This window comes from Nocardioides mesophilus, assembly GCF_014395785.1.
Classification (GTDB): Bacteria; Actinomycetota; Actinomycetes; order Propionibacteriales; family Nocardioidaceae; genus Nocardioides_B; species Nocardioides_B mesophilus.
In genome coordinates, this window is record NZ_CP060713.1 from 4012311 (window position 1) to 4034501 (window position 22191).

At 74.1% G+C, this 22191-nt stretch carries 20 protein-coding genes and 1 pseudogene; all 21 read left to right on the plus strand.

Annotated elements, in window-relative coordinates:
• Positions 1-101: 101 nt before the first annotated feature.
• Positions 102-653, plus strand: coding sequence for a bifunctional pyr operon transcriptional regulator/uracil phosphoribosyltransferase PyrR (gene pyrR / locus H9L09_RS19145; RefSeq protein ID WP_187578392.1), 552 nt, complete (start codon positions 102-104; stop codon positions 651-653).
• On the plus strand, positions 650-1636 hold the full coding sequence (locus H9L09_RS19150; protein ID WP_187578393.1) for an aspartate carbamoyltransferase catalytic subunit: 987 nt from the start codon (positions 650-652) through the stop codon (positions 1634-1636). Before pyrR ends, H9L09_RS19150 begins: the two co-directional genes overlap by 4 nt.
• Complete coding sequence (locus tag H9L09_RS19155) at positions 1633-2928, plus strand: dihydroorotase (RefSeq protein WP_187578394.1); 1296 nt, start codon at positions 1633-1635, stop codon at positions 2926-2928. Before H9L09_RS19150 ends, H9L09_RS19155 begins: the two co-directional genes overlap by 4 nt.
• Positions 2929-2941: 13 nt before the next feature.
• Positions 2942-3466, plus strand: a complete 525-nt coding sequence (locus H9L09_RS19160; protein WP_187578395.1) for a PH-like domain-containing protein — start codon at positions 2942-2944, stop codon at positions 3464-3466.
• A complete protein-coding gene (gene carA / locus H9L09_RS19165) occupies positions 3463-4605 on the plus strand; it encodes a glutamine-hydrolyzing carbamoyl-phosphate synthase small subunit (RefSeq protein ID WP_187578396.1) in 1143 nt (380 codons plus the stop codon). The genes H9L09_RS19160 and carA overlap by 4 nt, the downstream gene beginning before the upstream one ends.
• The gene (gene carB / locus H9L09_RS19170) at positions 4605-7907 is read left to right on the plus strand and encodes a carbamoyl-phosphate synthase large subunit (protein ID WP_187578397.1); all 3303 of its coding nucleotides are present in this window, start codon (positions 4605-4607) and stop codon (positions 7905-7907) included. Before carA ends, carB begins: the two co-directional genes overlap by 1 nt.
• Entirely contained in the window at positions 7904-8968 is a 1065-nt protein-coding gene (locus H9L09_RS19175; RefSeq protein WP_187578398.1) for a quinone-dependent dihydroorotate dehydrogenase, read from the plus strand. Before carB ends, H9L09_RS19175 begins: the two co-directional genes overlap by 4 nt.
• Entirely contained in the window at positions 8965-9804 is an 840-nt protein-coding gene (locus H9L09_RS19180; protein WP_223164121.1) for an iron-sulfur cluster-binding protein, read from the plus strand. Before H9L09_RS19175 ends, H9L09_RS19180 begins: the two co-directional genes overlap by 4 nt.
• The gene (locus tag H9L09_RS19185; RefSeq protein ID WP_223164122.1) at positions 9801-10745 is read left to right on the plus strand and encodes a beta/alpha barrel domain-containing protein; all 945 of its coding nucleotides are present in this window, start codon (positions 9801-9803) and stop codon (positions 10743-10745) included. Before H9L09_RS19180 ends, H9L09_RS19185 begins: the two co-directional genes overlap by 4 nt.
• Entirely contained in the window at positions 10742-11566 is an 825-nt protein-coding gene (gene pyrF, locus H9L09_RS19190; protein WP_187578399.1) for an orotidine-5'-phosphate decarboxylase, read from the plus strand. The genes H9L09_RS19185 and pyrF overlap by 4 nt, the downstream gene beginning before the upstream one ends.
• Positions 11567-11578: 12 nt before the next feature.
• On the plus strand, positions 11579-13639 hold the full coding sequence (locus H9L09_RS19195; protein ID WP_187578400.1) for a M3 family metallopeptidase: 2061 nt from the start codon (positions 11579-11581) through the stop codon (positions 13637-13639).
• Entirely contained in the window at positions 13636-14109 is a 474-nt protein-coding gene (locus H9L09_RS19200; protein WP_187578401.1) for a hypothetical protein, read from the plus strand. Before H9L09_RS19195 ends, H9L09_RS19200 begins: the two co-directional genes overlap by 4 nt.
• A 132-nt stretch (positions 14110-14241) precedes the next feature.
• Positions 14242-14562 carry an integration host factor, actinobacterial type gene (gene mihF, locus H9L09_RS19205; protein WP_187578402.1) on the plus strand — a complete coding sequence of 107 codons (321 nt, stop codon included), beginning with the start codon at positions 14242-14244 and terminating at the stop codon, positions 14560-14562.
• Positions 14555-15145 (plus strand): guanylate kinase, encoded by a 591-nt coding sequence (gmk, locus tag H9L09_RS19210; protein ID WP_187578403.1) that lies wholly within the window; start codon positions 14555-14557, stop codon positions 15143-15145. The genes mihF and gmk overlap by 8 nt, the downstream gene beginning before the upstream one ends.
• 5 nt (positions 15146-15150) lie before the next feature.
• Positions 15151-15444, plus strand: coding sequence for a DNA-directed RNA polymerase subunit omega (gene rpoZ / locus H9L09_RS19215; RefSeq protein ID WP_281390782.1), 294 nt, complete (start codon positions 15151-15153; stop codon positions 15442-15444).
• A gap of 17 nt (positions 15445-15461) precedes the next feature.
• Positions 15462-16712: a bifunctional phosphopantothenoylcysteine decarboxylase/phosphopantothenate--cysteine ligase CoaBC gene (gene coaBC, locus H9L09_RS19220; protein WP_187578404.1), complete on the plus strand. Its 1251-nt coding sequence runs from the start codon at positions 15462-15464 to the stop codon at positions 16710-16712.
• Positions 16713-16788: 76 nt separating this feature from the next.
• Entirely contained in the window at positions 16789-17979 is a 1191-nt protein-coding gene (gene metK, locus H9L09_RS19225) for a methionine adenosyltransferase (protein ID WP_187578405.1), read from the plus strand.
• A 110-nt stretch (positions 17980-18089) separates the two neighbouring features.
• Entirely contained in the window at positions 18090-20198 is a 2109-nt protein-coding gene (locus H9L09_RS19230; RefSeq protein WP_246456116.1) for a primosomal protein N', read from the plus strand.
• An 80-nt stretch (positions 20199-20278) separates the two neighbouring features.
• Positions 20279-20821 (plus strand): peptide deformylase, encoded by a 543-nt coding sequence (def, locus tag H9L09_RS19235; RefSeq protein WP_187578406.1) that lies wholly within the window; start codon positions 20279-20281, stop codon positions 20819-20821.
• Positions 20821-21756 carry a methionyl-tRNA formyltransferase gene (gene fmt, locus H9L09_RS19240; RefSeq protein WP_187578407.1) on the plus strand — a complete coding sequence of 312 codons (936 nt, stop codon included), beginning with the start codon at positions 20821-20823 and terminating at the stop codon, positions 21754-21756. The genes def and fmt overlap by 1 nt, the downstream gene beginning before the upstream one ends.
• Positions 21749-22138 (plus strand): annotated as a pseudogene (locus tag H9L09_RS22850) (transcription antitermination protein NusB); the annotation flags it as partial. The gene fmt and the pseudogene H9L09_RS22850, both read left to right, overlap by 8 nt.
• Positions 22139-22191: the final 53 nt, after the last annotated feature.

A 22191-nucleotide genomic window follows, 5' to 3' on the forward strand; every position in this document is an offset into this window, starting at 1 on the left:
TAACGAGCCGTCCAGTGAGGCGGAGAAGGAGGTCCGGCACGCTCGTGTGTGCGCAGCCTGCCCCCGCCGCCGGATTCCCCGGTGCCACCGGATCGACCGTCATGGACGCCCGTGACGTCTCCCGTGCGCTGACCCGCATCGCCCACGAGATCCTCGAGCGCAACAAGGGCGCCTCGGACCTCCTCCTGCTCGGCATTCCCTCCCGCGGCGTGCCGCTCGCCCGGCGCATCGCCGCGAAGATCGCCGCCGTCGAGGGCGTCGACGTGCCGGTCGGCTCGCTGGACGTCACGATGTACCGCGACGACCTGCGGATGCGCCCGGCCCGGCCGCTGATGGCCACCGACATCCCCACCGACGGCATCGACGGCAAGGTGGTCGTGCTCGTCGACGACGTGCTCTTCTCCGGCCGCACCATCCGCGCCGCCCTCGACGCGATGAACGACCTCGGCCGCCCCCGGGCAGTACGGCTGGCGGTCCTGGTCGACCGCGGCCACCGCGAGCTCCCGATCCGGGCCGACTTCGTCGGCAAGAACCTGCCGACCTCGCTGGTCGAGAAGGTCGCCGTCCGGCTCGCCGAGGTCGACGACGCGGACGCCGTCACCATCTCCGGCGGCCCCGGTACGCCGGCCGCCACCCACGGGGCGGCCCGATGAGGAAGCACCTGCTCAGCGCGGGGGACCTGACCCGCGACGACGCCGAGCTCGTCCTGCGCACTGCGGAGGAGATGCGCTCGCTGGCCGACCGGCCGATCAAGAAGCTGCCCGCCCTGCGCGGCCGCACGATCGTCAACCTGTTCTTCGAGGACTCCACCCGCACCCGGATCTCCTTCGAGGCCGCGGCGAAGCGGCTCTCCGCCGACGTCATCAACTTCTCCGCCAAGGGCTCGAGCCTGAGCAAGGGCGAGTCGCTGAAGGACACCGCGCTCACGCTCGAGGCGATGGGCGCGGACGCGGTCGTGGTGCGGCACTGGGCCTCCGGCGCCCCGCACCTGCTGGCCAACGCCGGCTGGTCGCGCAGCAGCGTGATCAACGCCGGCGACGGCACCCACGAGCACCCCACCCAGGCCCTGCTCGACGCCTTCACCATGTGGCGGCACCTCGGCGCCCTCGACGGCCGCCGGGTCGCCATCGTCGGCGACGTGCTGCACAGCCGGGTGGCGCGCTCCAACGCGCTGCTGCTGCAGACGCTCGGGGCCGAGGTCACCCTGGTCGCGCCGCCGACGCTGCTGCCGCTCGGCGTCGAGGGCTGGGGCGTGGAGACGTCGTACGACCTCGACGCGGTGCTGCCCAAGGTCGACGTCGTGATGATGCTGCGCGTGCAGCGCGAGCGGATGAACCTCAAGGGGGGAGGGTTCTTCCCGACCGTCCGCGAGTACAGCCGCCGCTACGGCCTCGACGGCCGCCGGATGGCGACCCTGCAGGACCACAGCCTGGTGATGCACCCCGGCCCGATGATCCGCGGCATGGAGATCACCGCCGACGTCGCCGACTCCGACCGCTCGGTGATCGTCGAGCAGGTCACCAACGGCGTCGCGGTGCGGATGGCGGTGCTCTACCTGCTGCTCGGCGGCAGCGAGCCCGCCGTCGGCGGCGACGCCGGCGACCAGACCAGCACCCCCGACGGAGGAGCCCAGTGACCGCGGAGAAGCAGTACGTCGTCAAGGGCGCGGCCGTCCTCGGCGGAGAGCCCACCGACCTGCTGCTGCGCGACGGCGTGATCGCCGAGATGGGCCGCGGGCTCTCCGCGGTCGGGGCCGAGGTCGTGGACGCCGCCGGCCTGGTCGCGCTGCCGGGGCTGGTCGACCTGCACACCCACCTGCGCGAGCCGGGCCGGGAGGACGCCGAGACCGTCGAGACCGGCACCCTGGCCGCGGCGATGGGCGGCTTCACCGCGGTGCACGCGATGGCCAACACCGACCCGGTCGCCGACACCGCCGGCGTCGTGGAGCAGGTCTGGCGGCTCGGTCGTGAGGCCGGCCACTGCGACGTCATCCCGGTCGGCGCGGTCACCGTGGGCCTGGCCGGGGAGCGGCTCGCCGAGCTCGGCGCGATGGCCGACTCCGCCGCCCGCGTCCGGGTCTTCTCCGACGACGGCAAGTGCGTCTCCGACGCGGTGCTGATGCGCCGTGCGCTGGAGTACGTCAAGGCGTTCGACGGCGTCGTCGCCCAGCACGCGCAGGAGCCGCGGCTGACCGAGGACGCGCAGATGAACGAGGGCGAGCTCTCCGGACGCCTGGGCCTGCGGGGCTGGCCGGCGGTCGCCGAGGAGGCGATCATCGCTCGGGACTGCCTGCTCGCCGCCCACGTCGGCTCCCGGCTGCACGTCTGCCACGTCTCCACCGCCGGGTCGGTGGAGATCGTCCGCTGGGCCAAGGCCAAGGGCTGGGACGTCACCGCCGAGGCCTGCCCGCACCACCTGCTGCTCACCGACGAGCTCGCCGCCACCTACGACCCGATCTACAAGGTCAACCCGCCGCTGCGCTCGGCGGCCGACGTCGAGGCGCTGCGCGCCGGCCTCGCCGACGGGACGATCGACGTGGTCGCCACCGACCACGCCCCGCACCCGCACGAGGACAAGGACTGCGAGTGGCAGACCGCCGCCTTCGGCATGATCGGCCTGGAGACCGCGCTGCCGATCGTGCAGCAGACGATGGTCGACACCGGGCTGCTCGACTGGGCCGGGGTGGCGCAGCGGATGTCCGCCATGCCCGCCCGGATCGGCCGGCTCACCGACCACGGACGGCCGCTCGCGGCCGGGGAGCCGGCCCACGTCGTGCTCTACGACCCGGCGGCCAGCTACGTCGTCGACCCCGCCGAGACCGTGTCGCTCTCCCGCAACACCCCGTACGCCGGCCGCGAGCTGCCCGGCCGGGTGGTCGCGACGTTCCTGCGGGGCCGGCCGACCGTGCTCGACGGCAAGCCGGCGTGAGCGGGGCCTGCTGATGGACCTCCCGAAGTGGCAGGCGGTGCTGCTGCTCGTCCTCGTGCTGCTGGGGATCTACGCCCTGATGTGGCGGGGCTGGCGACGCCGCGGCCGCAAGCACGACCTGCCGCCGCTGGTGCCGGTCCCTGCGGTGGCCGAGCTGCCGGAGGCCCGGCTCTCCGCCGGGGCGCGCTACTTCGGCACCACCGTGGCCGGTGACTGGCTCGACCGCGTGGTCGCCCACGGCCTCGGCGCGCGGAGCGCCTGCCGGCTGCAGCTGTCCACCGAGGGCCTCGACGTGGTCCGGCTGGCAGGCTCGTTCCGGATCCCGGCCGAGGCTCTGCGCGGCGCCCGCCACGACCAGGGCATCGCCGGCAAGGTCGTGCCGCCGCACGGGATCCTCGTGGTGACCTGGCGCCACGGCGACCTGACGCTCGACACCGGCTTCCGGCTCACCGAGCCCGACGGCCACGACACCTGGGTCCGTTCCATCTCCACGATGGCCAAGCGCCGTCCCGAGCCCGCCGAAGGGGAGAACGCATGAGTCTCGACAAGACCTACCGGAGGACGCCTGCGCTGCTGGTCCTCGAGGACGGCCGCAGCTTCCGTGGCGAGGCCTACGGCGCCGAGGGGGAGACCTTCGGCGAGGCGGTGTTCTCCACCGGGATGACCGGCTACCAGGAGACGCTCACCGACCCGTCGTACCACCGCCAGGTCGTGGTGATGACCGCCCCGCACGTCGGCAACACCGGCATGAACGACGAGGACCAGGAGTCCAGCCGGATCTGGGTCAGCGGCTTCGTGGTGCGCGACCCCGCCCGGGTCCCCTCGAGCTGGCGCTCGCGGCGCAGCCTCGACGACGCGCTGCGCGAGCAGGGCGTGGTCGGCATCAGCGGCATCGACACCCGGGCGCTGACCCGGCACCTGCGCGAGCGCGGCGCGATGCGGGTCGGCATCTCCTCGGTCGAGGCCGACCCCGAGGTGCTGCTGCACCGGGTCCTGGAGTCCGCGCCGATGGCCGGCACCGAGCTCGCCGACGAGGTGAGCACCCGCGAGGCCTACGTCGTTCCCGCCGAGGGCGAGAAGCGGCTCACGGTGGCAGCGGTCGACCTCGGCATCAAGGCCAACACCCCGCGGATGATGGCCGAACGCGGCATCGAGGTGCACGTGCTGCCGTCGACCTCGACGCTGGAGCAGGTGCTCGCGGTCGCCCCCGACGGGGTGTTCTACTCCAACGGGCCGGGCGACCCGGCGGCCACCACGCACCAGATCGCCCTGCTGCAGGGGCTGCTCGAGCAGGGGGTGCCGTACTTCGGGATCTGCTTCGGCAACCAGCTGTTCGGCCGGGCGCTGGGCTTCGACACCTACAAGCTGAAGTACGGCCACCGGGGGATCAACCAGCCGGTCATGGACCGCACCACCGGCAAGGTCGAGGTGACCGCGCACAACCACGGGTTCGCGGTGCGGGCCCCGCTCGACGCGCCGACCACGACGCCGTACGGCGAGGCCTCCGTCAGCCACGTCTGCCTCAACGACGACGTCGTCGAGGGGCTCGAGCTGCGCGACGCGGCCGGCGAGCTGCGGGCGTTCAGCGTGCAGTACCACCCCGAGGCCGCCGCCGGCCCGCACGACGCGGCGTACCTCTTCGACCGGTTCACCCAGCTGATGGAGGGCAAGGCCTGATGCCGAAGCGGACTGACATCAAGAGCGTGCTGGTGATCGGCTCGGGGCCGATCATCATCGGACAGGCCTGCGAGTTCGACTACTCCGGCACCCAGGCGTGCCGCGTGCTGCGTGCCGAGGGCCTGCGCGTCGTGCTGGTGAACTCGAACCCGGCGACGATCATGACCGACCCGGAGTTCGCCGACGCCACCTACGTCGAGCCGATCACCCCGGAGTTCGTCGAGAAGGTCATCGAGAAGGAGCGTCCCGACGCGCTGCTCGCCACCCTCGGCGGCCAGACCGCCCTCAACGCCGCGATCGCGCTGTCGGAGAACGGCGTGCTCGAGAAGTACGGCGTCGAGCTGATCGGCGCGAGCATCGAGGCCATCCACCGCGGGGAGAACCGGGAGTCGTTCAAGCACATCGTCGAGGACCTCGGCGGGGAGGTCGCCAAGTCGGTCATCTGCCACTCGCTGGAGGACTGCTTCGCGGCCGCCGACACGCTCGGCTACCCGATGGTGGTCCGGCCCAGCTTCACGATGGGCGGCACCGGCTCCGGCATGGCCTACGACGCCGAGGACCTGCGCCGCATCGCCGGCTCCGGACTCGCCGCCAGCCCGACCACCGAGGTGCTCCTCGAGGAGTCGATCCTCGGCTGGAAGGAGTACGAGCTCGAGGTGATGCGCGACCGGGCCGACAACGTGGTGATCGTGTGCAGCATCGAGAACCTCGACCCGATGGGCGTGCACACCGGCGACTCGATCACGGTGGCGCCGGCGATGACGCTGACCGACCGGGAGTACCAGCACCTGCGCGACCTCTCGCTGGGCATCATCCGCTCGGTGGGCGTGGACACCGGCGGCTGCAACATCCAGTTCGCGGTCAACCCCGTGGACGGCCGCGTCATCGTCATCGAGATGAACCCGCGGGTCTCCCGCTCCAGCGCGCTGGCCTCCAAGGCGACCGGCTTCCCGATCGCCAAGATCGCCGCCAAGGTCGCGATCGGCTACACCCTCGACGAGATCCCCAACGACATCACCTCGTCGGGGGACTACGGCACCCCGGCCAGCTTCGAGCCGGCGCTGGACTACGTCGTGGTCAAGGTGCCGCGCTTCGCGTTCGAGAAGTTCCCCTCCGCCGACCCGACGCTGACCACGCACATGAAGTCGGTCGGCGAGGCGATGGCGATCGGCCGCAACTTCACCGAGGCGCTGCAGAAGGCGCTGCGGAGCCTGGAGAGCAAGAACGCGCCGTTCGACTGGAGCGAGGCGCCGGCGCCGCTGGAGCAGCTGCTGGAGAGCATCAGCACGCCGCACGACGGCCGGCTCAGCGAGGTCATGGACGCGATCCGGGCCGGGGCGACCCTCGAGCAGCTGTTCGCGGCGACCGCGATCGACCCCTGGTTCCTGGACCAGCTGTTCCTGCTGAACGAGGTGGCCACCGACCTCCTGGAGGCCGACGAGCTGGACCCGGACCGGCTGCGGCTGGCCAAGCGGCACGGCTTCTCCGACGCGCAGCTGGCCGCGATGCGGGGGATGCGCGAGGACGTCGTCCGCGGCGTGCGGCACGCACTCGGCATCCGGCCGGTCTACAAGACCGTGGACACCTGCGCGGCCGAGTTCGCGGCGCGGACGCCGTACCACTACTCCTCCTACGACGAGGAGACCGAGGTCGAGCCGCGGGAGAAGCCGGCGGTGATCATCCTCGGCTCCGGGCCGAACCGGATCGGGCAGGGCATCGAGTTCGACTACTCCTGCGTGCACGCGGCGATGGCGCTCTCGGAGGCCGGCTACGAGACCGTGATGGTCAACTGCAACCCCGAGACCGTCTCCACCGACTACGACACCTCCGACCGGCTCTACTTCGAGCCGCTCACCCTCGAGGACGTCCTCGAGATCGTGCACGCCGAGCAGCAGGCCGGTCCGATCGCCGGCGTGATCTGCCAGCTCGGCGGCCAGACCCCGCTCGGCCTGGCCCAGGGCCTGGAGGACGCCGGCGTCCCGATCGTGGGCACCTCGCCCGGCGCGATCCACCTCGCCGAGGAGCGCGGGGCGTTCGGGGAGGTGCTGGCTCGCGCCGGCCTGCCGGCGCCCAAGCACGGCACAGCGACCTCCTTCGAGCAGGCCCGCCTGGTCGCGCAGGAGGTCGGCTACCCGGTGCTGGTGCGGCCCTCCTACGTGCTCGGCGGCCGCGGGATGGAGATCGTCTACGACGACGAGTCCCTGGAGTCCTACATCAACCGGGCGACCGAGATCAGCCCCGTGCACCCGGTGCTGGTGGACCGGTTCATCGACGACGCGGTCGAGATCGACGTCGACGCGATCTTCGACGGCGAGGAGCTCTTCCTCGGCGGGGTCATGGAGCACATCGAGGAGGCCGGCATCCACTCCGGCGACTCCTCCTGCGCACTGCCGCCGATCACCCTGGGCGCCTCGGAGATCCTCCGGATCCGGGAGGCCACCGAGGCGATCGCCCGCGGGATCGGGGTGCGCGGCCTGCTGAACATCCAGTACGCCCTCGGCTCCGACGTGCTCTACGTCCTCGAGGCCAACCCGCGGGCGAGCCGGACCGTGCCGTTCGTCTCCAAGGCGACCGCCACCCCGCTGGCCAGCGCCGCGGCGCGGGTCATGCTCGGGGAGTCCATCGCGCAGCTGCGGGCGGTCGGGATGCTGCCGGCGCAGGGCGACGGCGGCGACCTGCCGGGCGACGCCCCGATCGCGGTCAAGGAGGCGGTGATGCCGTTCAACCGGTTCCGCACCCCCGACGGCCGCAACGTCGACACCGTCCTCGGCCCGGAGATGAAGTCCACCGGCGAGGTGATGGGCATCGACGCCGACTTCGGCACCGCGTTCGCCAAGGCGCAGACGGCGGCCTTCGGGTCGCTGCCGACCAGCGGCAAGGTCTTCGTGAGCATGGCCAACCGCGACAAGCGCTCGATGATCTTCCCGATCAAGGTGCTCGCCGACCGGGGCTTCGAGATCCTCGCCACCCAGGGCACCGCGGAGGTGCTGCGCCGGCACGGGGTGGAGGTGACCGTCGTGCGCAAGCACTTCGAGGGGCCCGGCCCGAACGGCGAGCCCACCACGGTGCAGCTGATCCAGGCCGGCGAGATCGACCTGGTCGTCAACACCCCGCACGGGGCCTCGGCCGGCGGCGGCTCGGCCCGGGTGGACGGCTACGAGATCCGCACCGCCGCGATCATGGCGAACATCCCCTGCATCACCACCGTGCAGGGCCTCGGCGCAGCGGTGCAGGGGATCGAGGCCAGCCGCGCCGGCGGCATCGGCGTCCGGTCCCTGCAGGACTGGGCCGCGCGGGCATGACGCCGTACCGCCTGCTGTTCGACCGGGTGCTCGTGCACGTCGACGCCGAGCGCGCGCACCGGGTCGGCTTCGGGGCGCTGCGGGCGGCGACGCCGGTGCTGGCGCGGCGACGACCGGACCGGACCCGGCGGACCGGGTCGGTGCAGGCGATGGGCCTGACGCTGCCGGGTCCGCTGGGCCTGGCGGCCGGCTTCGACAAGAACGCCGAGGGGGTCGACGCCCTCGCCGCCCTCGGCTTCTCCTTCGTGGAGGTCGGCACGGTGACCGCGCAGCCGCAGCCGGGCAACCCGCGGCCGCGGCTGTTCCGGCTGCCCGCCGACCGTGCGGTGCTGAACCGGATGGGCTTCAACAACGACGGCGCGCAGGCGGTGGCCCGCCGGCTCGCCGCCCGGCAGCGCCGGCTGGACCGGCGCGGCGGCGACGGGCCGCAGGTGGTCGTCGGGGTGAACATCGGCAAGACCAAGGTGGTTCCCGAGGACGACGAGGCGGCGGTGCTGGCCGACTACGCCGCATCCACCCGGCTGCTGGCGCCGTACGCCGACTACCTGGTCGTCAACGTCAGCTCGCCGAACACCCCGGGGCTGCGTGACCTGCAGTCGACCGAGCGGCTGCGGCCGCTGCTGCAGGAGGTGCGCCGGCACGCCGACGAGGTGCGCAGCGACCGGGTGCCGCTGCTGGTGAAGATCGCGCCGGACCTCTCCGACGACGACGTGCTCGCGGTGGCCGACCTCGCCCTCGAGCTGGGCCTCGACGGGATCGTCGCCACCAACACGACGATCTCCCGGGACGGCCTGCGCACGGACGCCGACGAGGTGGCGCGGCTCGGCGCCGGTGGGCTGTCGGGCGCCCCGCTGCGGGCCCGCGCGCTGGAGGTGCTGCGGCTGCTGCGCGGCCGGGTCGGTCCCGACCTGACGATCATCGGCGTGGGCGGGATCTCGACCGCGGCCGACGCCCGCGAGCGGCTCGAGGCCGGCGCCACGCTGCTGCAGGGCTACACCGCGTTCATCTACGAAGGCGCCGGCTGGCCGGCCCGGGTGCAGCGCGAGCTGGCGTCGGCGTGAGCTCCACTGCGGGCCAGGTGCTCGGGGTCAAGCGGGTCGGCGGCTTCCACGTCGTCTCCCTCGTCGCCCCGGCCGTCGCGGAGGGCTTCCGTCCCGGCAACCTGGTCGCCGTGACGGTCGGTGGCCCGCTCACCGAGCGGCTGATGCGGCGCACCCTGCCGATCCACAACGCCCGCGCCGCCGGTGCCCACGGCGGCACCGTCGAGGTGGTGCTGCACCTGGCCGGCCGGCCGGCAGACCCGGGGCTCGACTGGCTGGTGCGCGCCCCCGCCGGCACCCCGCTCGACGTGCACGGCCCGCTCGGCCGCCCGTTCGCCCTGCCCAAGGAGCCGGTCACCTGCGTGCTGGTCGGCGAGGGCGCTGCCGGCGCGCCGCTGTTCCCGCTCGCCGAGCGGCTCAAGGAGCGCGGCTGCACGGTGCACATGCTGCTCGGCGGCGCCACCGACGGGCTGGTCTTCGGCGCGCTGGAGGCCCGTCGCTCCGCCCGCGGCCTGACGGTGACCACCGAGGACGGCTCGGTCGGCATCCACGGCACGGTGGCCGACGCGCTTCCGGAGCTGCTCGAGCGCACCGGCGCCGAGGTGGTCTACGCCTGCGCCGGACCCGCGACCCTGCACGCCGTCGCCGCGGCGGCCGAGCACCACGGCGCCTGGAGCCAGACCCTGCTGGAGGTGCCGATGCCCTGTGCGACCGGGCTCTGCCAGGCCTGCGTGGTCCCGGTGGTGGGGGAGGACGGGCTGACCCGGATGGTCCGGGCCTGCTCGGAGGGGCCGGTGTTCCGGGGGGACCGGGTGCGGTGGACCGACCTGGACGACGTACCGGAGGGGGCCCGGTGAGCGCCGCCGACCTCGGGGTCGACCTGCTCGGCACCCGGCTGGCCACCCCGCTGCTGACCGCCGCCGGCTGCGGCGGCACCGGACGCGAGCTGGAGCCGCACCTCGACCTCACGACCCTGGGAGCCTTCACCACCAGGTCGCTCACGCTGGACGCCTCGCCGGGCGCGCCGGCGCCCCGGCTGGTGGAGACCGCGTCCGGGGTGCTGTGGAACACCGGCGGCCAGAACCCCGGGCTGCAGGGCTTCCTGGCCAGCGAGCTGCCGTGGCTGGCGCAGCGCCAGGTGCGGGTCGTGGTGTCGCTGGCCGGCGGCACGCCGGGGGAGTACGCCGAGCTCGCCCGCCGGCTGGGCAACGCCCCGGGCGTCTGGGGCCTCGAGCTCAACCTGGCCACGGCCAACCGGGAGGACCACGGCCGCCGGTTCTGCGACGAGGCCTACCACGCCGGCAAGGCGGTGGCTGCGGTGCGCGAGGCCCTGCCACGGACGCTGCCGGTGCTGGCCAAGCTGGCCCCCGGCCCGGGGCTGGTGGACGTCGCCGGCGTGGTGGCCCGGGCCGGTGCCGACGCGGTGGTGCTCGTGCACGGAGCCCCCGGCCTGGCCTTCGACCCGACCACCTGGCGTCCGGCGCTGGGCACGGTGGCCGGGACGGTCTCCGGTCCGGCCGTGCTGGCCCAGGCGCTGCGGTGCGTGTGGCAGGTGCACGCGGCACTGCCCCAGCTGCCGGTCATCGGCGCCGGCGGCGTCCGCAGCGGCTTCGACGTCGTGCAGATGCTGCTCAGCGGCGCCCGCGCCGTCGAGCTCGGCACCGCGCTGCTGCGCGAGCCGGCGGCGCCGGTCCGGATCGCCGAGGAGCTGCGCGAGGAGCTCCTCCGCCACGGCACCACCGATCTCGCCGGGCTGATCGGCGCCGGCCACACCACCTCACGAGGGGAGCCACGATGACGTTCGGGACCAGGCTGGCGGAGGCCGTCGCGGGCCGGGGCCGGCTGTGCGTGGGCATCGACCCGCACCCGGCCCTGCTCGACGCATGGGGGCTGACCGACTCCGCGTTCGGACTGGAGAAGTTCGCGATGGCCGCGGTCGAGGCCTTCGCCGGCACGGTCGCGGTGGTGAAGCCGCAGTCGGCCTTCTTCGAGCGGCACGGGTCGGCCGGCATCGCGGTGCTGGAGCGCACCGTGACCGCGGCCCGCGAGCTCGGCACGCTGGTGCTGCTCGACGTCAAGCGCGGGGACATCGGCACCACGGCACAGGCCTACGCCGACGCCTACCTGCGGCCGTCGAGCCCGCTGGCGGTGGACGCGGTGACGGTCAGCCCGTACCTCGGGATGGGGTCGCTGGATCCGTTCCTCGACACCGCCCTGGCCCACGACGCCGGGGTCTTCGTGCTCGCGCTGACCTCGAACCCCGAGGGTCCGCAGTTCCAGCACGCCACCACCGCGGACGGCCGCACCGTCGCCGGGACCGTCCTGGACGCGGTCGCCACCCGCAACGCCGACGCCGAGGGGCTCGGCTCGATCGGCGCGGTGGTCGGCGCCACGATCGGCGAGACCCGGGAGAACCTGGACGTCGCAGGTCCGTTGCTGGTGCCGGGCATCGGGGCCCAGGGCGGAACCGTCGACGACGTACGCCGGATCTTCGGGCCGGCCGCCCGCAACGTGCTGCCCAGCATCTCCCGGGAGGTGCTCGGAGCCGGCCCCGAGAAGCGGGCGCTGCACGAGGCCGCGCAGCGCGCCGCCGAGGCGTTCGCCGTTCTGGACGGCTGATAGAACACTGGCATGGCTCTCGACCACGACAACCCGTTCGCCACCCCGAGCACCCTGCCGTTCGCCCTACCGCCGTTCGACCGGATCCGCGCCGAGCACTTCCGACCGGCCTTCGACGCCGGCGTGGCCGAGCAGCGCGCCGAGATCGAGGCGATCGTCGGGCAGGACGAGGCCGCGACCTTCGCGAACACCGTCGAGCCGCTCGAGCGGTCCGGGGCGCTGCTGGACCGGACGATGCGGGTCTTCCACGAGCTCGCCAACTCGATGGCGACCCCGGCGATGCAGGAGCTCGAGGCCGTCCTGGTGCCGGAGTGGTCCGCCCACCGCGACGCGCTCCTGCTCGACCAGCGGCTGTTCGCCCGGGTCGACGCGGTTCGCGCGCAGGCCGACGGGCTGACCGAGGAGCAGCGGCGCGTCGTCGAGCGTCACCACACCGACTTCGTCCGGGCCGGCGCCGCGCTGCCGGCCGGGCAGCAGGAGCGGCTCAGGCAGCTCAACGACGAGATCAGCAGGGCCACCACGACCTTCGGGTCCACGTTGCTCGCCGCCACCAACGCCAGCGCGCTGCACGTCACCGACCGCGACGAGCTCGACGGGCTCTCCGAGGGAGCCGTCCAGTCCGCCGCCCTGGCCGCCAAGGAGCGCGGCCTCGACGGCTACGTGCTCACGCTGTCCTCACCGACCATCCAGCCGCTGATCTCCTCGCTGCGCGACCGTGACCTGCGCCGGCGGCTGCACGAGGCGTCGACCACCCGCGGCATGCGGGGCGGGGAGCACGACACCCGGGCACTGGTCGCGCGGATCGCCGCGCTCCGCGCCGAGCGGGCCGGGTTGCTCGGCTACCCCGACCACGCGGCGTACGTCGTCGCCGACCAGACCGCCGGCAGCACCGACGCGGTGGTCTCCATGCTGGACGCGATGGCGGCCCCGGCGATGGCCAACCTGGAGCGGGAGCGGGTCGCCATCGAGGCCGCGCTGCACGCCGACGGGGTCGAGGGGCCGGTGCAGCCCTGGGACTGGGCGTACTACGCCGCGAAGGTGAAGGCCGCGGAGTACGACGTCGACACCGACGAGCTGAGGCCCTACTTCTCCCTCGACCGGGTGCTGCGCGACGGGGTCTTCCTCGCGGCGCAACGGCTCTACGGGCTCACCTTCGCCGAGCGCGACGACCTGCCGGGCTACGCGCCGGACGTGCGCACCTACGAGGTCCGCGACGGCGAGGGGCCCGACGTGCCGGTGCTCGGGCTGTTCGTCTGCGACTGGTTCGCGCGGCCGACCAAGCGCGGCGGGGCCTGGATGGACGAGTTCGTCACGCAGTCGCGGCTGCTGGCGCAGCACCCGGTCGTCGTGGTCTGCCTCAACGTGCCGAAGCCGGCGCCGGGCCAGCCGGCGCTGATGACCGTCGACGAGGTGCGCACCGCCTTCCACGAGTTCGGGCACGCGCTGCACGGGCTGTTCTCCGACGTCACCTACCCGCGGCTGGCCGGCACCGGGGTGCCGCGGGACTTCGTGGAGTTCCCCTCGCAGGTCAACGAGATGTGGGCCTGGGACCCGGAGGTGCTGGCCGGCTACGCCCGGCACCACGCCACCGGTGAGCCGCTCCCGCAGGAGGTCGCCGACCGGTTGATCGCCTCCGGCGCGGCGGGGATGGGCTTCGACACCGTCTCGATGCTCGGCGCGGCGCTGCTCGACCACGAGTGGCACCGGCTGGCCCCGGGCGCCGACCCGGTGCCCGCAGAGGACGTGGAGGCCTTCGAGCGGGCGGCGCTCGAGCGGCACGGGGTGGCCTCGGACCTGGTCCCGCCGCGCTACCGCACCGGCTACTTCGCGCACGCGTTCACCAACGGCTACGACGCCGGCTACTACTCCTACCTGTGGAGCGAGGTCCTCGACGCGGACATGGTCGGCTGGTTCGAGGAGAACGGCGGCCTGCGGCGGGCGAACGGCGACCGGTTCCGGGCCGACCTGCTCTCGCGGGGCGGCTCGGTCGACCCGATCGCCGCCTTCGCCTCGATCCGCGGTCGCCGGCCGAGCACCGAGCCGCTGCTGCGCCGCCGCGGCCTGCTCGGGTGAGGCGTCGCCCCGCAGCGGCGGCGGCCGCCGTGCTCCTGGCGGCGGCGTTGGGCGGCTGCGGCGCCGACGCCACCGAGTCCTACTGCGACACGGTCGGCGCGCAGGCCGACGAGCTGCAGCGACTCTCCGGCGAGGCGGGGGACCCGGGCACCGACCTGGTGGGCGACACCCTGGACGTCTTCGAGACGCTGCGCTCGGCGGCGCCGCGCGACCTGACCGACGAGTGGGACACCGTGGTGCTCGCCTGGCGCGACCTGGCCGGCGCCCTCGACGAGGCCGGCATCGACGTGACGCAGTACGACGCGTCGGGGCCCCGACCGGCGGGCACCTCCCGACGCGAGGTCGACGCCGTCCGGGCCACGGCCGAGGCCCTGCGCTCGCCGCGGGTACGTGCGGCGGTCGACGGCATCGAGCAGCACGCCCGAGACGTCTGCAAGCTGGACTTGTCCGGCTCCGGGCTCGGCTTCTAGGCCCGGCGCGGGCGGGAGAGGTCGGTGCTCACCCCGCGTTGCAGCGCTCCACCACCGGTGACTAGATTGCGACCTGCGGTCCAGCCGCCCCAGCCGTTCCCCCGTCCGAACGAGTCGATCGAGGTCTGCACCGTGGCATTGCCGGAACTCACCCCGGAACAGCGCCAGGCGAATCTGGAGAAGGCGGCCGCGTCGCGCCGTGAGCGCGCCGAGGTGAAGAACCGCCTCAAGCACTCCGGGGCCTCGATCGTCGACGTGCTGCGCCAGGGCCAGGAGAACGAGGTCATCGGCAAGATGCGGGTCGTCGACCTGCTGCAGTCGCTGCCCGGCCTCGGCAAGGTCCGCGCCCGGCAGACCATGGAGCGGCTCAGCATCTCCGAGAGCCGCCGGGTCCGGGGGCTGGGCGCCAACCAGATCGCCGCGCTCGAGCGCGAGTTCGGCACGCGTGAGTGACCCACGTCCCGCGCGCAGTCGGCTGACGGTGCTCGCCGGTCCGACCGCGGTCGGCAAGGGCACGGTCGCCGCAGCGGTGCGTGCCGACCACCCGGACGTGTGGATCTCGGTGTCGGTGACCACCCGGCCGCCGCGTGCCGGCGAGATCCACGGTCGGCACTACTACTTCGTCTCCGAGCAGGAGTTCGACCGGCTGGTCGCCGAGAACGAGCTGCTCGAGTGGGCGGTGGTGCACAAGGCGTTCCGCTACGGCACGCCCCGGCGGCCCGTGGAGCAGGCGCTCGCGGAGGGCCGTCCGGCGCTGCTGGAGATCGACCTCCAGGGTGCGCGGCAGGTGCGCCGGACGATGCCGGACGCGCTCTTCGTCTTCCTGAAGCCGCCGTCGTGGGAGGAGCTGGTGCGCCGGCTGGTCGGCCGCGGCACCGAGTCCGAGGAGGAGCGGGGACGCCGCCTGGAGACCGCGCAGGACGAGCTGGCCGCCGAGGCGGAGTTCGACGTGACGGTGGTGAACACCGAAGTTCACGCTGCCTGCGAGGAGTTGGTAGCCTTGATGGAGAACCAACCCCCACGAACTGAGGTCTGAAGAGCGTGTCTGGAACCGCACCTGTTGCCGAAGGCATCACGAACCCGTCCATCGACGAGCTCCTGACCAAGACCGACTCGAAGTACAAGCTGGTGCTCTACAGCGCCAAGCGCGCCCGCCAGATCAACGCCTACTACTCCCAGCTCGGCGAGGGCCTGCTGGAGTACGTCGGTCCGCTGGTGGACACCCACGTCCAGGAGAAGCCCCTCTCGATCGCGCTCCGCGAGATCAACGAGGATCTCCTGACCTGCGAGGACATCGACCCCGACGCCGCTGCCGAGCCGGCGACGCCGGCCTGAGCGCCACCCGCCTGCCGATGAGCCAGGGGACCGCTGCGAGCCGGGTGGTCCTCGGCGTCAGCGGCGGGATCGCCGCCTACAAGGCCTGTGAGCTGCTGCGGCGGTTCACCGAGTCCGGGCACGACGTCACGGTCGTGCCCACGGCGGCCGCCCTGGAGTTCGTCGGCGCGCCCACCTGGTCGGCGCTGTCGGGCAAGCCGGTCTCGGCGAGCGCCTGGGAGTCGGTTCACGAGGTGCCGCACGTCCGGATCGGCCAGAGCGCCGACCTGGTCGTCGTGGCGCCGGCGACCGCCGACCTGCTGGCCCGCGCGGCCCACGGGCTCGCCGACGACCTGCTGACCAACACCCTCCTGACCGCCCGCTGCCCGGTGGTGTTCGCGCCCGCGATGCACACCGAGATGTGGGAGCACCCGGCCACCCAGGAGAACGTCGCCACCCTGCGCCGCCGCGGCGCCGTCGTCATCGAGCCGGCCGAGGGCCGACTCACCGGCGCCGACACCGGCAAGGGCCGGCTGCCGGACCCGTTGGAGATCTTCGAGGTGGCCCGCGAGGTGCTCGCCCGCAGCGCCGTCCACGGGCGCCGTGGCGAGCCGACCGACCTGGCCGGCCGCCACGTGGTCGTCTCCGCGGGAGGCACCCGGGAGTACCTCGACCCGGTGCGCTTCCTCGGCAACCGCTCCTCGGGCCTGCAGGGCTACGCCCTGGCCCGCGCCGCTGTCGCCCGCGGCGCCGAGGTCACGCTGGTGGCCGCCAACGTGTCGCTGCCCGACCCGGCCGGCGTGAAGGTGGTCCGGGTGGAGACCACCGCCGAGCTGCGCGACGCCGTCGTCGGCGCGGCTGCCGGCGCCGACGCGGTGGTGATGGCCGCGGCCCCGGCCGACTACCGCCCGTTGGAGACCAGCACGTCGAAGATGAAGAAGGCCGAGGACGGCTCCGCGCCCGTCGTGCGGCTGCGGCAGAACCCCGACATCCTCGCCGAGCTCTCCCGTGAGCGGCCACGGCCGGGCTGCGTGATCGTCGGCTTCGCCGCCGAGACCGGTGACGCGGAGGGCACGGTGCTCGAGCACGCCCGCGCCAAGCTGGCCCGGAAGGGCTGCGACCTGCTGGTGGTCAACGACGTCAGCGGCGGGAAGGTGTTCGGCGAGGCCGACAACGAGGCCGTCGTGCTCGACCGCGAGGGCGGCGCCCACGACGTGCCGAGGGGCTCGAAGTCGGCGCTGGCCCACGTGATCTGGGACCGGGTCGCCGCCCGGTTCGAGACCGGCTGAGCCCCGCCTCCGGCAGGGGTTATCGTTTCTCTCAGGCCGACCCGGCCTCCCGACCGACCGACAGGGGTAGCAGCACGTGGCAGGACGACTTTTCACCTCCGAGTCCGTGACCGAGGGTCACCCGGACAAGATCGCCGACCAGATCAGCGACTCCGTCCTGGACGAGCTGCTCCGGCAGGACCCGACCAGCCGGGTCGCGGTCGAGACGCTGCTGACCACGGGGCTCGTGGTGGTGGCCGGCGAGGTGACCACGAAGGCCTACGCGGACATCAAGCAGATCGTGCGTGACCGGATCCTCGAGATCGGCTACGACTCCTCGCTCAAGGGCTTCGACGGGCACTCGTGCGGCGTGATGGTCGCCATCGGCGGCCAGTCCGGCGACATCGCGCAGGGCGTCGACGCGGGCCACGAGCACCGCAGCGAGTCCTCCGCGGACCCGCTGGACCGGCAGGGCGCCGGCGACCAGGGGCTCATGTTCGGCTACGCCTGCGACGACACGCCCGAGCTGATGCCGCTGCCGATCACGATCGCGCACCGGCTGGCCGAGCGCCTCGCCGAAGTCCGCCGCGACGGGACCATGCCCTACCTCCGCCCGGACGGCAAGACCCAGGTGACCATCGAGTACGACGACGAGGACCGGCCGGTCCGGGTGGACACCGTCGTGGTCTCCACCCAGCACGCGGCGGACATCGACCTCGACACGATGCTCACCCCCGACGTACGCCGGCACGTGGTGGACCACGTCCTGGCGCAGTTCGACCTCTCCTCGGAGGACTACCGGCTGCTGGTGAACCCGACCGGTCGCTTCGAGGTCGGTGGCCCGATGGGCGACGCCGGCCTCACCGGTCGCAAGATCATCATCGACACCTACGGCGGCATGGCCCGCCACGGTGGCGGCGCCTTCTCCGGCAAGGACCCGTCGAAGGTGGACCGCTCGGCGGCCTACGCCATGCGTTGGGTGGCCAAGAACGTCGTCGCGGCCGGGCTGGCCCGCCGCTGCGAGGTGCAGGTCGCCTACGCCATCGGCAAGGCGCAGCCGGTCGGTTTCTACGTCGACTGCTTCGGCACCGAGACCGTCCCGGTGGCCAACATCCAGAAGGCCGTGCTGGAGGTCTTCGACCTGCGGCCGGCGGCGATCATCCGCGACCTGGACCTGCTCCGGCCGATCTACGCCGAGACGGCCGCCTACGGCCACTTCGGCCGGCCCGGGTTCACCTGGGAGAACACCGACCGCGTCGACGCGCTCAAGGCAGCCGCCGGCGTCTGACCGCTGCGCAGGGCACCGACGCAGGCACGGCGTAGGGCCCGGAGCCACCGATCTGGTGGTTCCGGGCCCTTGTCGCGTTCCGGGGGGAGGTGGCTGGAAGGATCGTCGCCGTGCCCGACCCCGAGACGCCGCAGACCGAGGAGCAGCTGGAGCTGATCCCGGGCCTGGTGCGCGCCCGCGAGGTGGCCGGGGCGGTCCGGCAGCAGGCGGCCGCCCGGGAGAAGGGGCCGGCCCCGGTCGACCCGGCGCCGGAGCTGCCGGTGGCCCGGGTCCTGGTCGACGTGCCGCTGGCGCACCTGGACCGGCCGTTCGACTACACCGTGCCGCGCAAGCTCGACGCGGACGTCGTCGCCGGGTCCCGGGTCAAGGTGCGGTTCGCCGGCCAGGACGTCGACGGCTTCGTGCTCGAGCGCGTGCCGAGCTCCGAGCACCCGGGCCGGCTGGCGCCGCTGCGCCGGGCCGTCAGCGGCGAGCCGGTGCTCTCCCGGGCCGTCGCCGCCCTGTCCGAGGAGGTCGCGGCCCGCTACGCCGGCACCCGCTCCGACGTGCTCCGGCTCGCGGTGCCGCCGCGGCACGCCACCGTCGAGAAGCAGGAGTCGGTGCCGGCCTCGCCGGTCGAGGTCGATCCCGCGGAGGTCGCCGCCGACTGGGCGCCCTACGACGGCGGCCGGTTCACCGGCCGGCTCGCCGCGGGGGAGTCCCCGCACGCGGTGTGGGCGGCGCTGCCCGGCGAGGACTGGGCCAGGCTGCTCGCCCTCGCCGCCGCGGCCACCGCCGCGTCAGGCCGCGGGGCGCTGCTGTGCGCCCCGGACCGGCGCGACGTGGACCGGCTGGACGCCGCCCTCACCTCGGTGCTGGGCGCCGGCCGGCACGTGGTGCTCGCCGCCGACGCTGGGCCCTCCGCTCGCTACCGGGCGTTCCTGGCAGTCGCCCGCGGCGCGGTGCGGATCGTCGTCGGCACCCGCGCGGCGGCGTTCGCCCCGGTGCACGACCTCGGGCTGGTGGCGATGTGGGACGACGGGGACGACCTCTACGCCGAGCCGCGGGCCCCCTACCCGCACACCCGCGAGGTGCTGCTGACCCGGGGCCAGCTCGAGGGCTGCGCGGTCCTGGTCGGCGGCTTCGCGCGCACCGTCGAGGGGGAGTACCTCATCCGCACCGGGTGGGCCGAGGAGCTCTCCGCGGACCGTCGGGTGCTGCGCGCCCGCTCGCCGCACGTCGCGATCACCGGGGCGACCGACCGTGAGCTGGAGCGCGACCCGCGGGCCCGCAGCGCCCGGCTTCCGCGGGCCGTCTTCGACGCGGTGCGGGCCGGGCTCGAGCAGGGGCCGGTGCTGCTGCAGACGCCGCGCCAGGGCTACGTCACCAGCCTGGCCTGCGACCGGTGCCGGGCGCCGGCCCGCTGCCGGGCGTGCACCGGACCGCTCCGGATCCTGGCGCCGACCGATCCGCCGACCTGCCGCTGGTGCGGGGTGTCGGAGCCGCAGTGGGCCTGCCCGGAGTGCGGCGGCCGGGGCCTGCGGGCACCGGTGCTCGGCGAGCGTCGCACCGCCGAGGAGCTCGGCCGCGCCTTCCCGGCGGTGCCGGTGCGCACCTCCGGCGGCGAGCGGGTGCTGGCCGAGGTGGGTGCGGAGCCGGCGCTGGTGGTGGCCACGCCGGGCGCGGAGCCGGTGGCCGCCGGCGGCTACTCCTGCGTGGTGCTGCTGGACACCTGGTTGATGCTCGCGCGCCCCGACCTGCGCACCGGCGAGGAGTCGCTGCGCCGGTGGCTCAACGCGGTCGCGCTGGGCCGTCCGGCCGGCGACGGCGGTCGGGTGCTGGCCGTCGGCGAGCCCAGCGACCCGGTGCTCCAGGCCCTGGTGCGGTGGGACCCGGTCGGCTTCGCGCAGCGCGAGATGGCCGAGCGCCAGTCGGCGCACCTGCCGCCGGCCTCCCGGCTGGCCACCGTCACCGGCACCGAGCCGGACCTGGAGAGCGCCCTGGCGTCGCTGCGGCTGCCGGCGGGCTCGGAGGTGCTGGGGCCGGTGCCGGTGACTCTGCCTGCGGGGCCGGTCCCGCCGCGGGCCGCGGGGGAGCCGGACCTGCAGCGGCTCGTGCTGCGGGTCCCGCGGGCCGCCGGTCCGGCGCTCTCGCGGGCGCTGGTCGAGCTCAACGGCGTCCGCTCGGCGCGCAAGCTGACCTCGCTGCGGGTCCAGGTCGACCCGGTCGGGCTGGAGTAGCCGCCGCGGCCGCGGCCCGCCGCATCCGTAGACTGGGTCGTCGCCGGACGCCCCCGACGACGTACCCCTCGAGGAGCCTTGTGGCCATCCAGCCGATCCGCCTGTTCGGAGACCCGGTGCTGCGCAGCGCCGCGGTGCCGGTGACGGACTTCGACAAGGAGCTGCGCACGCTCGTCGCCGACCTCACCGAGACGATGCTCGACGCGCCGGGCGCCGGGCTCGCGGCACCGCAGATCGGGGTGGGGCTGCGCGTGTTCACCTGGTACGTCGACGGGCAGACCGGGCACCTGGTGAACCCCTCACTCCGGCTGTCGGAGGACCTCCAGGACGGCCCGGAGGGCTGCCTGTCGCTGCCCGAGCTCAGCTACGACTGCAAGCGGGCGCTGTCGGTGGTCGCGCACGGCTTCGACATGCACGGCGAGCCGGTGACGATCGAGGGCTCCGCGCTGCTGGCCCGGGCGATCCAGCACGAGACCGACCACCTCGACGGCGTGCTCTTCATCGACCGGCTGGACCGGGAGGCCCGCAGGGCGGCGATGAAGCAGATCCGCGAGTCCGACTGGTTCGGCGCCGCGACCACCGTTAAGGTCTCCCCGCACCGCACCAACGGGCTGGGACTCTGATGCGGGTCGTCTTCGCCGGCACCCCCGAGGTCGCCGTGCCCGCGCTGGACGCCGTCGCCGCCAGCAGCCACGAGCTGGTCGGCGTGGTGACCCGCCCCGACGCCCCCGCCGGCCGGGGCCGCAAGCTGGTCGCCTCGCCGGTCGCGCTGCAGGCCGAGGAGCTCGGCGTGCCCGTCCTCAAGCCGTCGCACCCGCGGGACCCGGACTTCCAGGAGGCGCTGACGGCGCTGCGACCGGACTGCTGCCCGGTCGTCGCGTACGGCGCGCTGCTGCCGCAGAGCGCCCTGGACATCCCCCCGCACGGGTGGGTCAACCTGCACTTCTCGCTGCTGCCGGCCTGGCGGGGCGCCGCACCGGTGCAGCACGCGCTCTGGGCCGGCGACGAGGTCACCGGCGCCACGACGTTCCGGATCGTCAAGGAGCTCGACGCCGGCCCGACCTTCGGGGTCATGACCGAGCGGGTCCGGCCCACCGACACCGCCGGCGACCTGCTCGTCCGGCTGGCCGCCGGCGGCGCGCAGCTGCTGGTGGCGACGCTGGACGGGATCGCCTCCGGCGAGCTGGAGGCGCGCGAGCAGCCCGCCGAGGGGGTCTCCTTCGCCCCGAAGATCTCCGTCGAGGACGCGGAGGTGGCCTGGGCAGACCCGGCCGCCGCCGTGGACCGGCAGGTCCGCGCGTGCACCCCGAACCCCGGGGCCTGGACCACCTTCGCCGGAGAGCGCTTCAAGGTCGGCCCGGTGCTCATCGAAGGCAACCACCGGCAGCTGCCGCCCGGGGTGCTCGAGGTCACCAAGAACGCCGTCCTGGTGGGCACCGGCTCGATGCCGGTGCTGCTCGGCGAGGTCAAGCCGTTCGGCAAGAAGGCGATGCCGGCGGCGGACTGGGCCCGCGGCGCCCGCATCGCCTCCGGCGCCCGGTTCGGCCCGGATGCCTGAGCGCCGCTCCCGGCCCCGGCCCCGCGGCCCCGGAGCCGGTGGCCGGCCGCCGGCCCGGAAGGCTCCCCTCGACGCGCCGCGGCTGGCGGCGTACGACGTGCTCACCACCGTGCGCGAGCAGGGGGCCTACACCAACCTGGTGCTGCCCGCGCTGCTGCGCAGCCGGGGGATCCGGGAGCGCGACGCCGCCTTCGCGACCGAGCTGGTCTCCGGGACGATCCGGCGGCAGGGCACCTACGACGCGGTGATCGCCGCCAACGTCGACCGCCCGCTGGCCCAGGTCGACGCGGCCGTGCTCGACGCGCTGCGGCTGGGCACCCACCAGATCCTCTCCATGCGGGTGCCCGCGCACGCGGCCGTCGGCAGCACCGTCGACCTCGTCCGGGCCAAGGTCGGGCACCGCCCCGCCGGCTTCGTCAACGCGGTGCTGCGCCG

Excerpts from the sequence above, each read along its gene's own strand:
- pyrR (WP_187578392.1), top strand. The coding sequence starts at position 102 with ATGGACGCCCGTGACGTCTCCCGTGCGCTGACCCGCATCGCCCACGAG.
- carA (WP_187578396.1), top strand. The coding sequence starts at position 3,463 with ATGAGTCTCGACAAGACCTACCGGAGGACGCCTGCGCTGCTGGTCCTC.
- H9L09_RS19175 (WP_187578398.1), top strand. The coding sequence starts at position 7,904 with ATGACGCCGTACCGCCTGCTGTTCGACCGGGTGCTCGTGCACGTCGAC.
- H9L09_RS19150 (WP_187578393.1), top strand. The coding sequence starts at position 650 with ATGAGGAAGCACCTGCTCAGCGCGGGGGACCTGACCCGCGACGACGCC.
- H9L09_RS19160 (WP_187578395.1), top strand. The coding sequence starts at position 2,942 with ATGGACCTCCCGAAGTGGCAGGCGGTGCTGCTGCTCGTCCTCGTGCTG.
- pyrF (WP_187578399.1), top strand. The coding sequence starts at position 10,742 with ATGACGTTCGGGACCAGGCTGGCGGAGGCCGTCGCGGGCCGGGGCCGG.
- carB (WP_187578397.1), top strand. The coding sequence starts at position 4,605 with ATGCCGAAGCGGACTGACATCAAGAGCGTGCTGGTGATCGGCTCGGGG.
- H9L09_RS19195 (WP_187578400.1), top strand. The coding sequence starts at position 11,579 with ATGGCTCTCGACCACGACAACCCGTTCGCCACCCCGAGCACCCTGCCG.
- coaBC (WP_187578404.1), top strand. The coding sequence starts at position 15,462 with ATGAGCCAGGGGACCGCTGCGAGCCGGGTGGTCCTCGGCGTCAGCGGC.
- fmt (WP_187578407.1), top strand. The coding sequence starts at position 20,821 with ATGCGGGTCGTCTTCGCCGGCACCCCCGAGGTCGCCGTGCCCGCGCTG.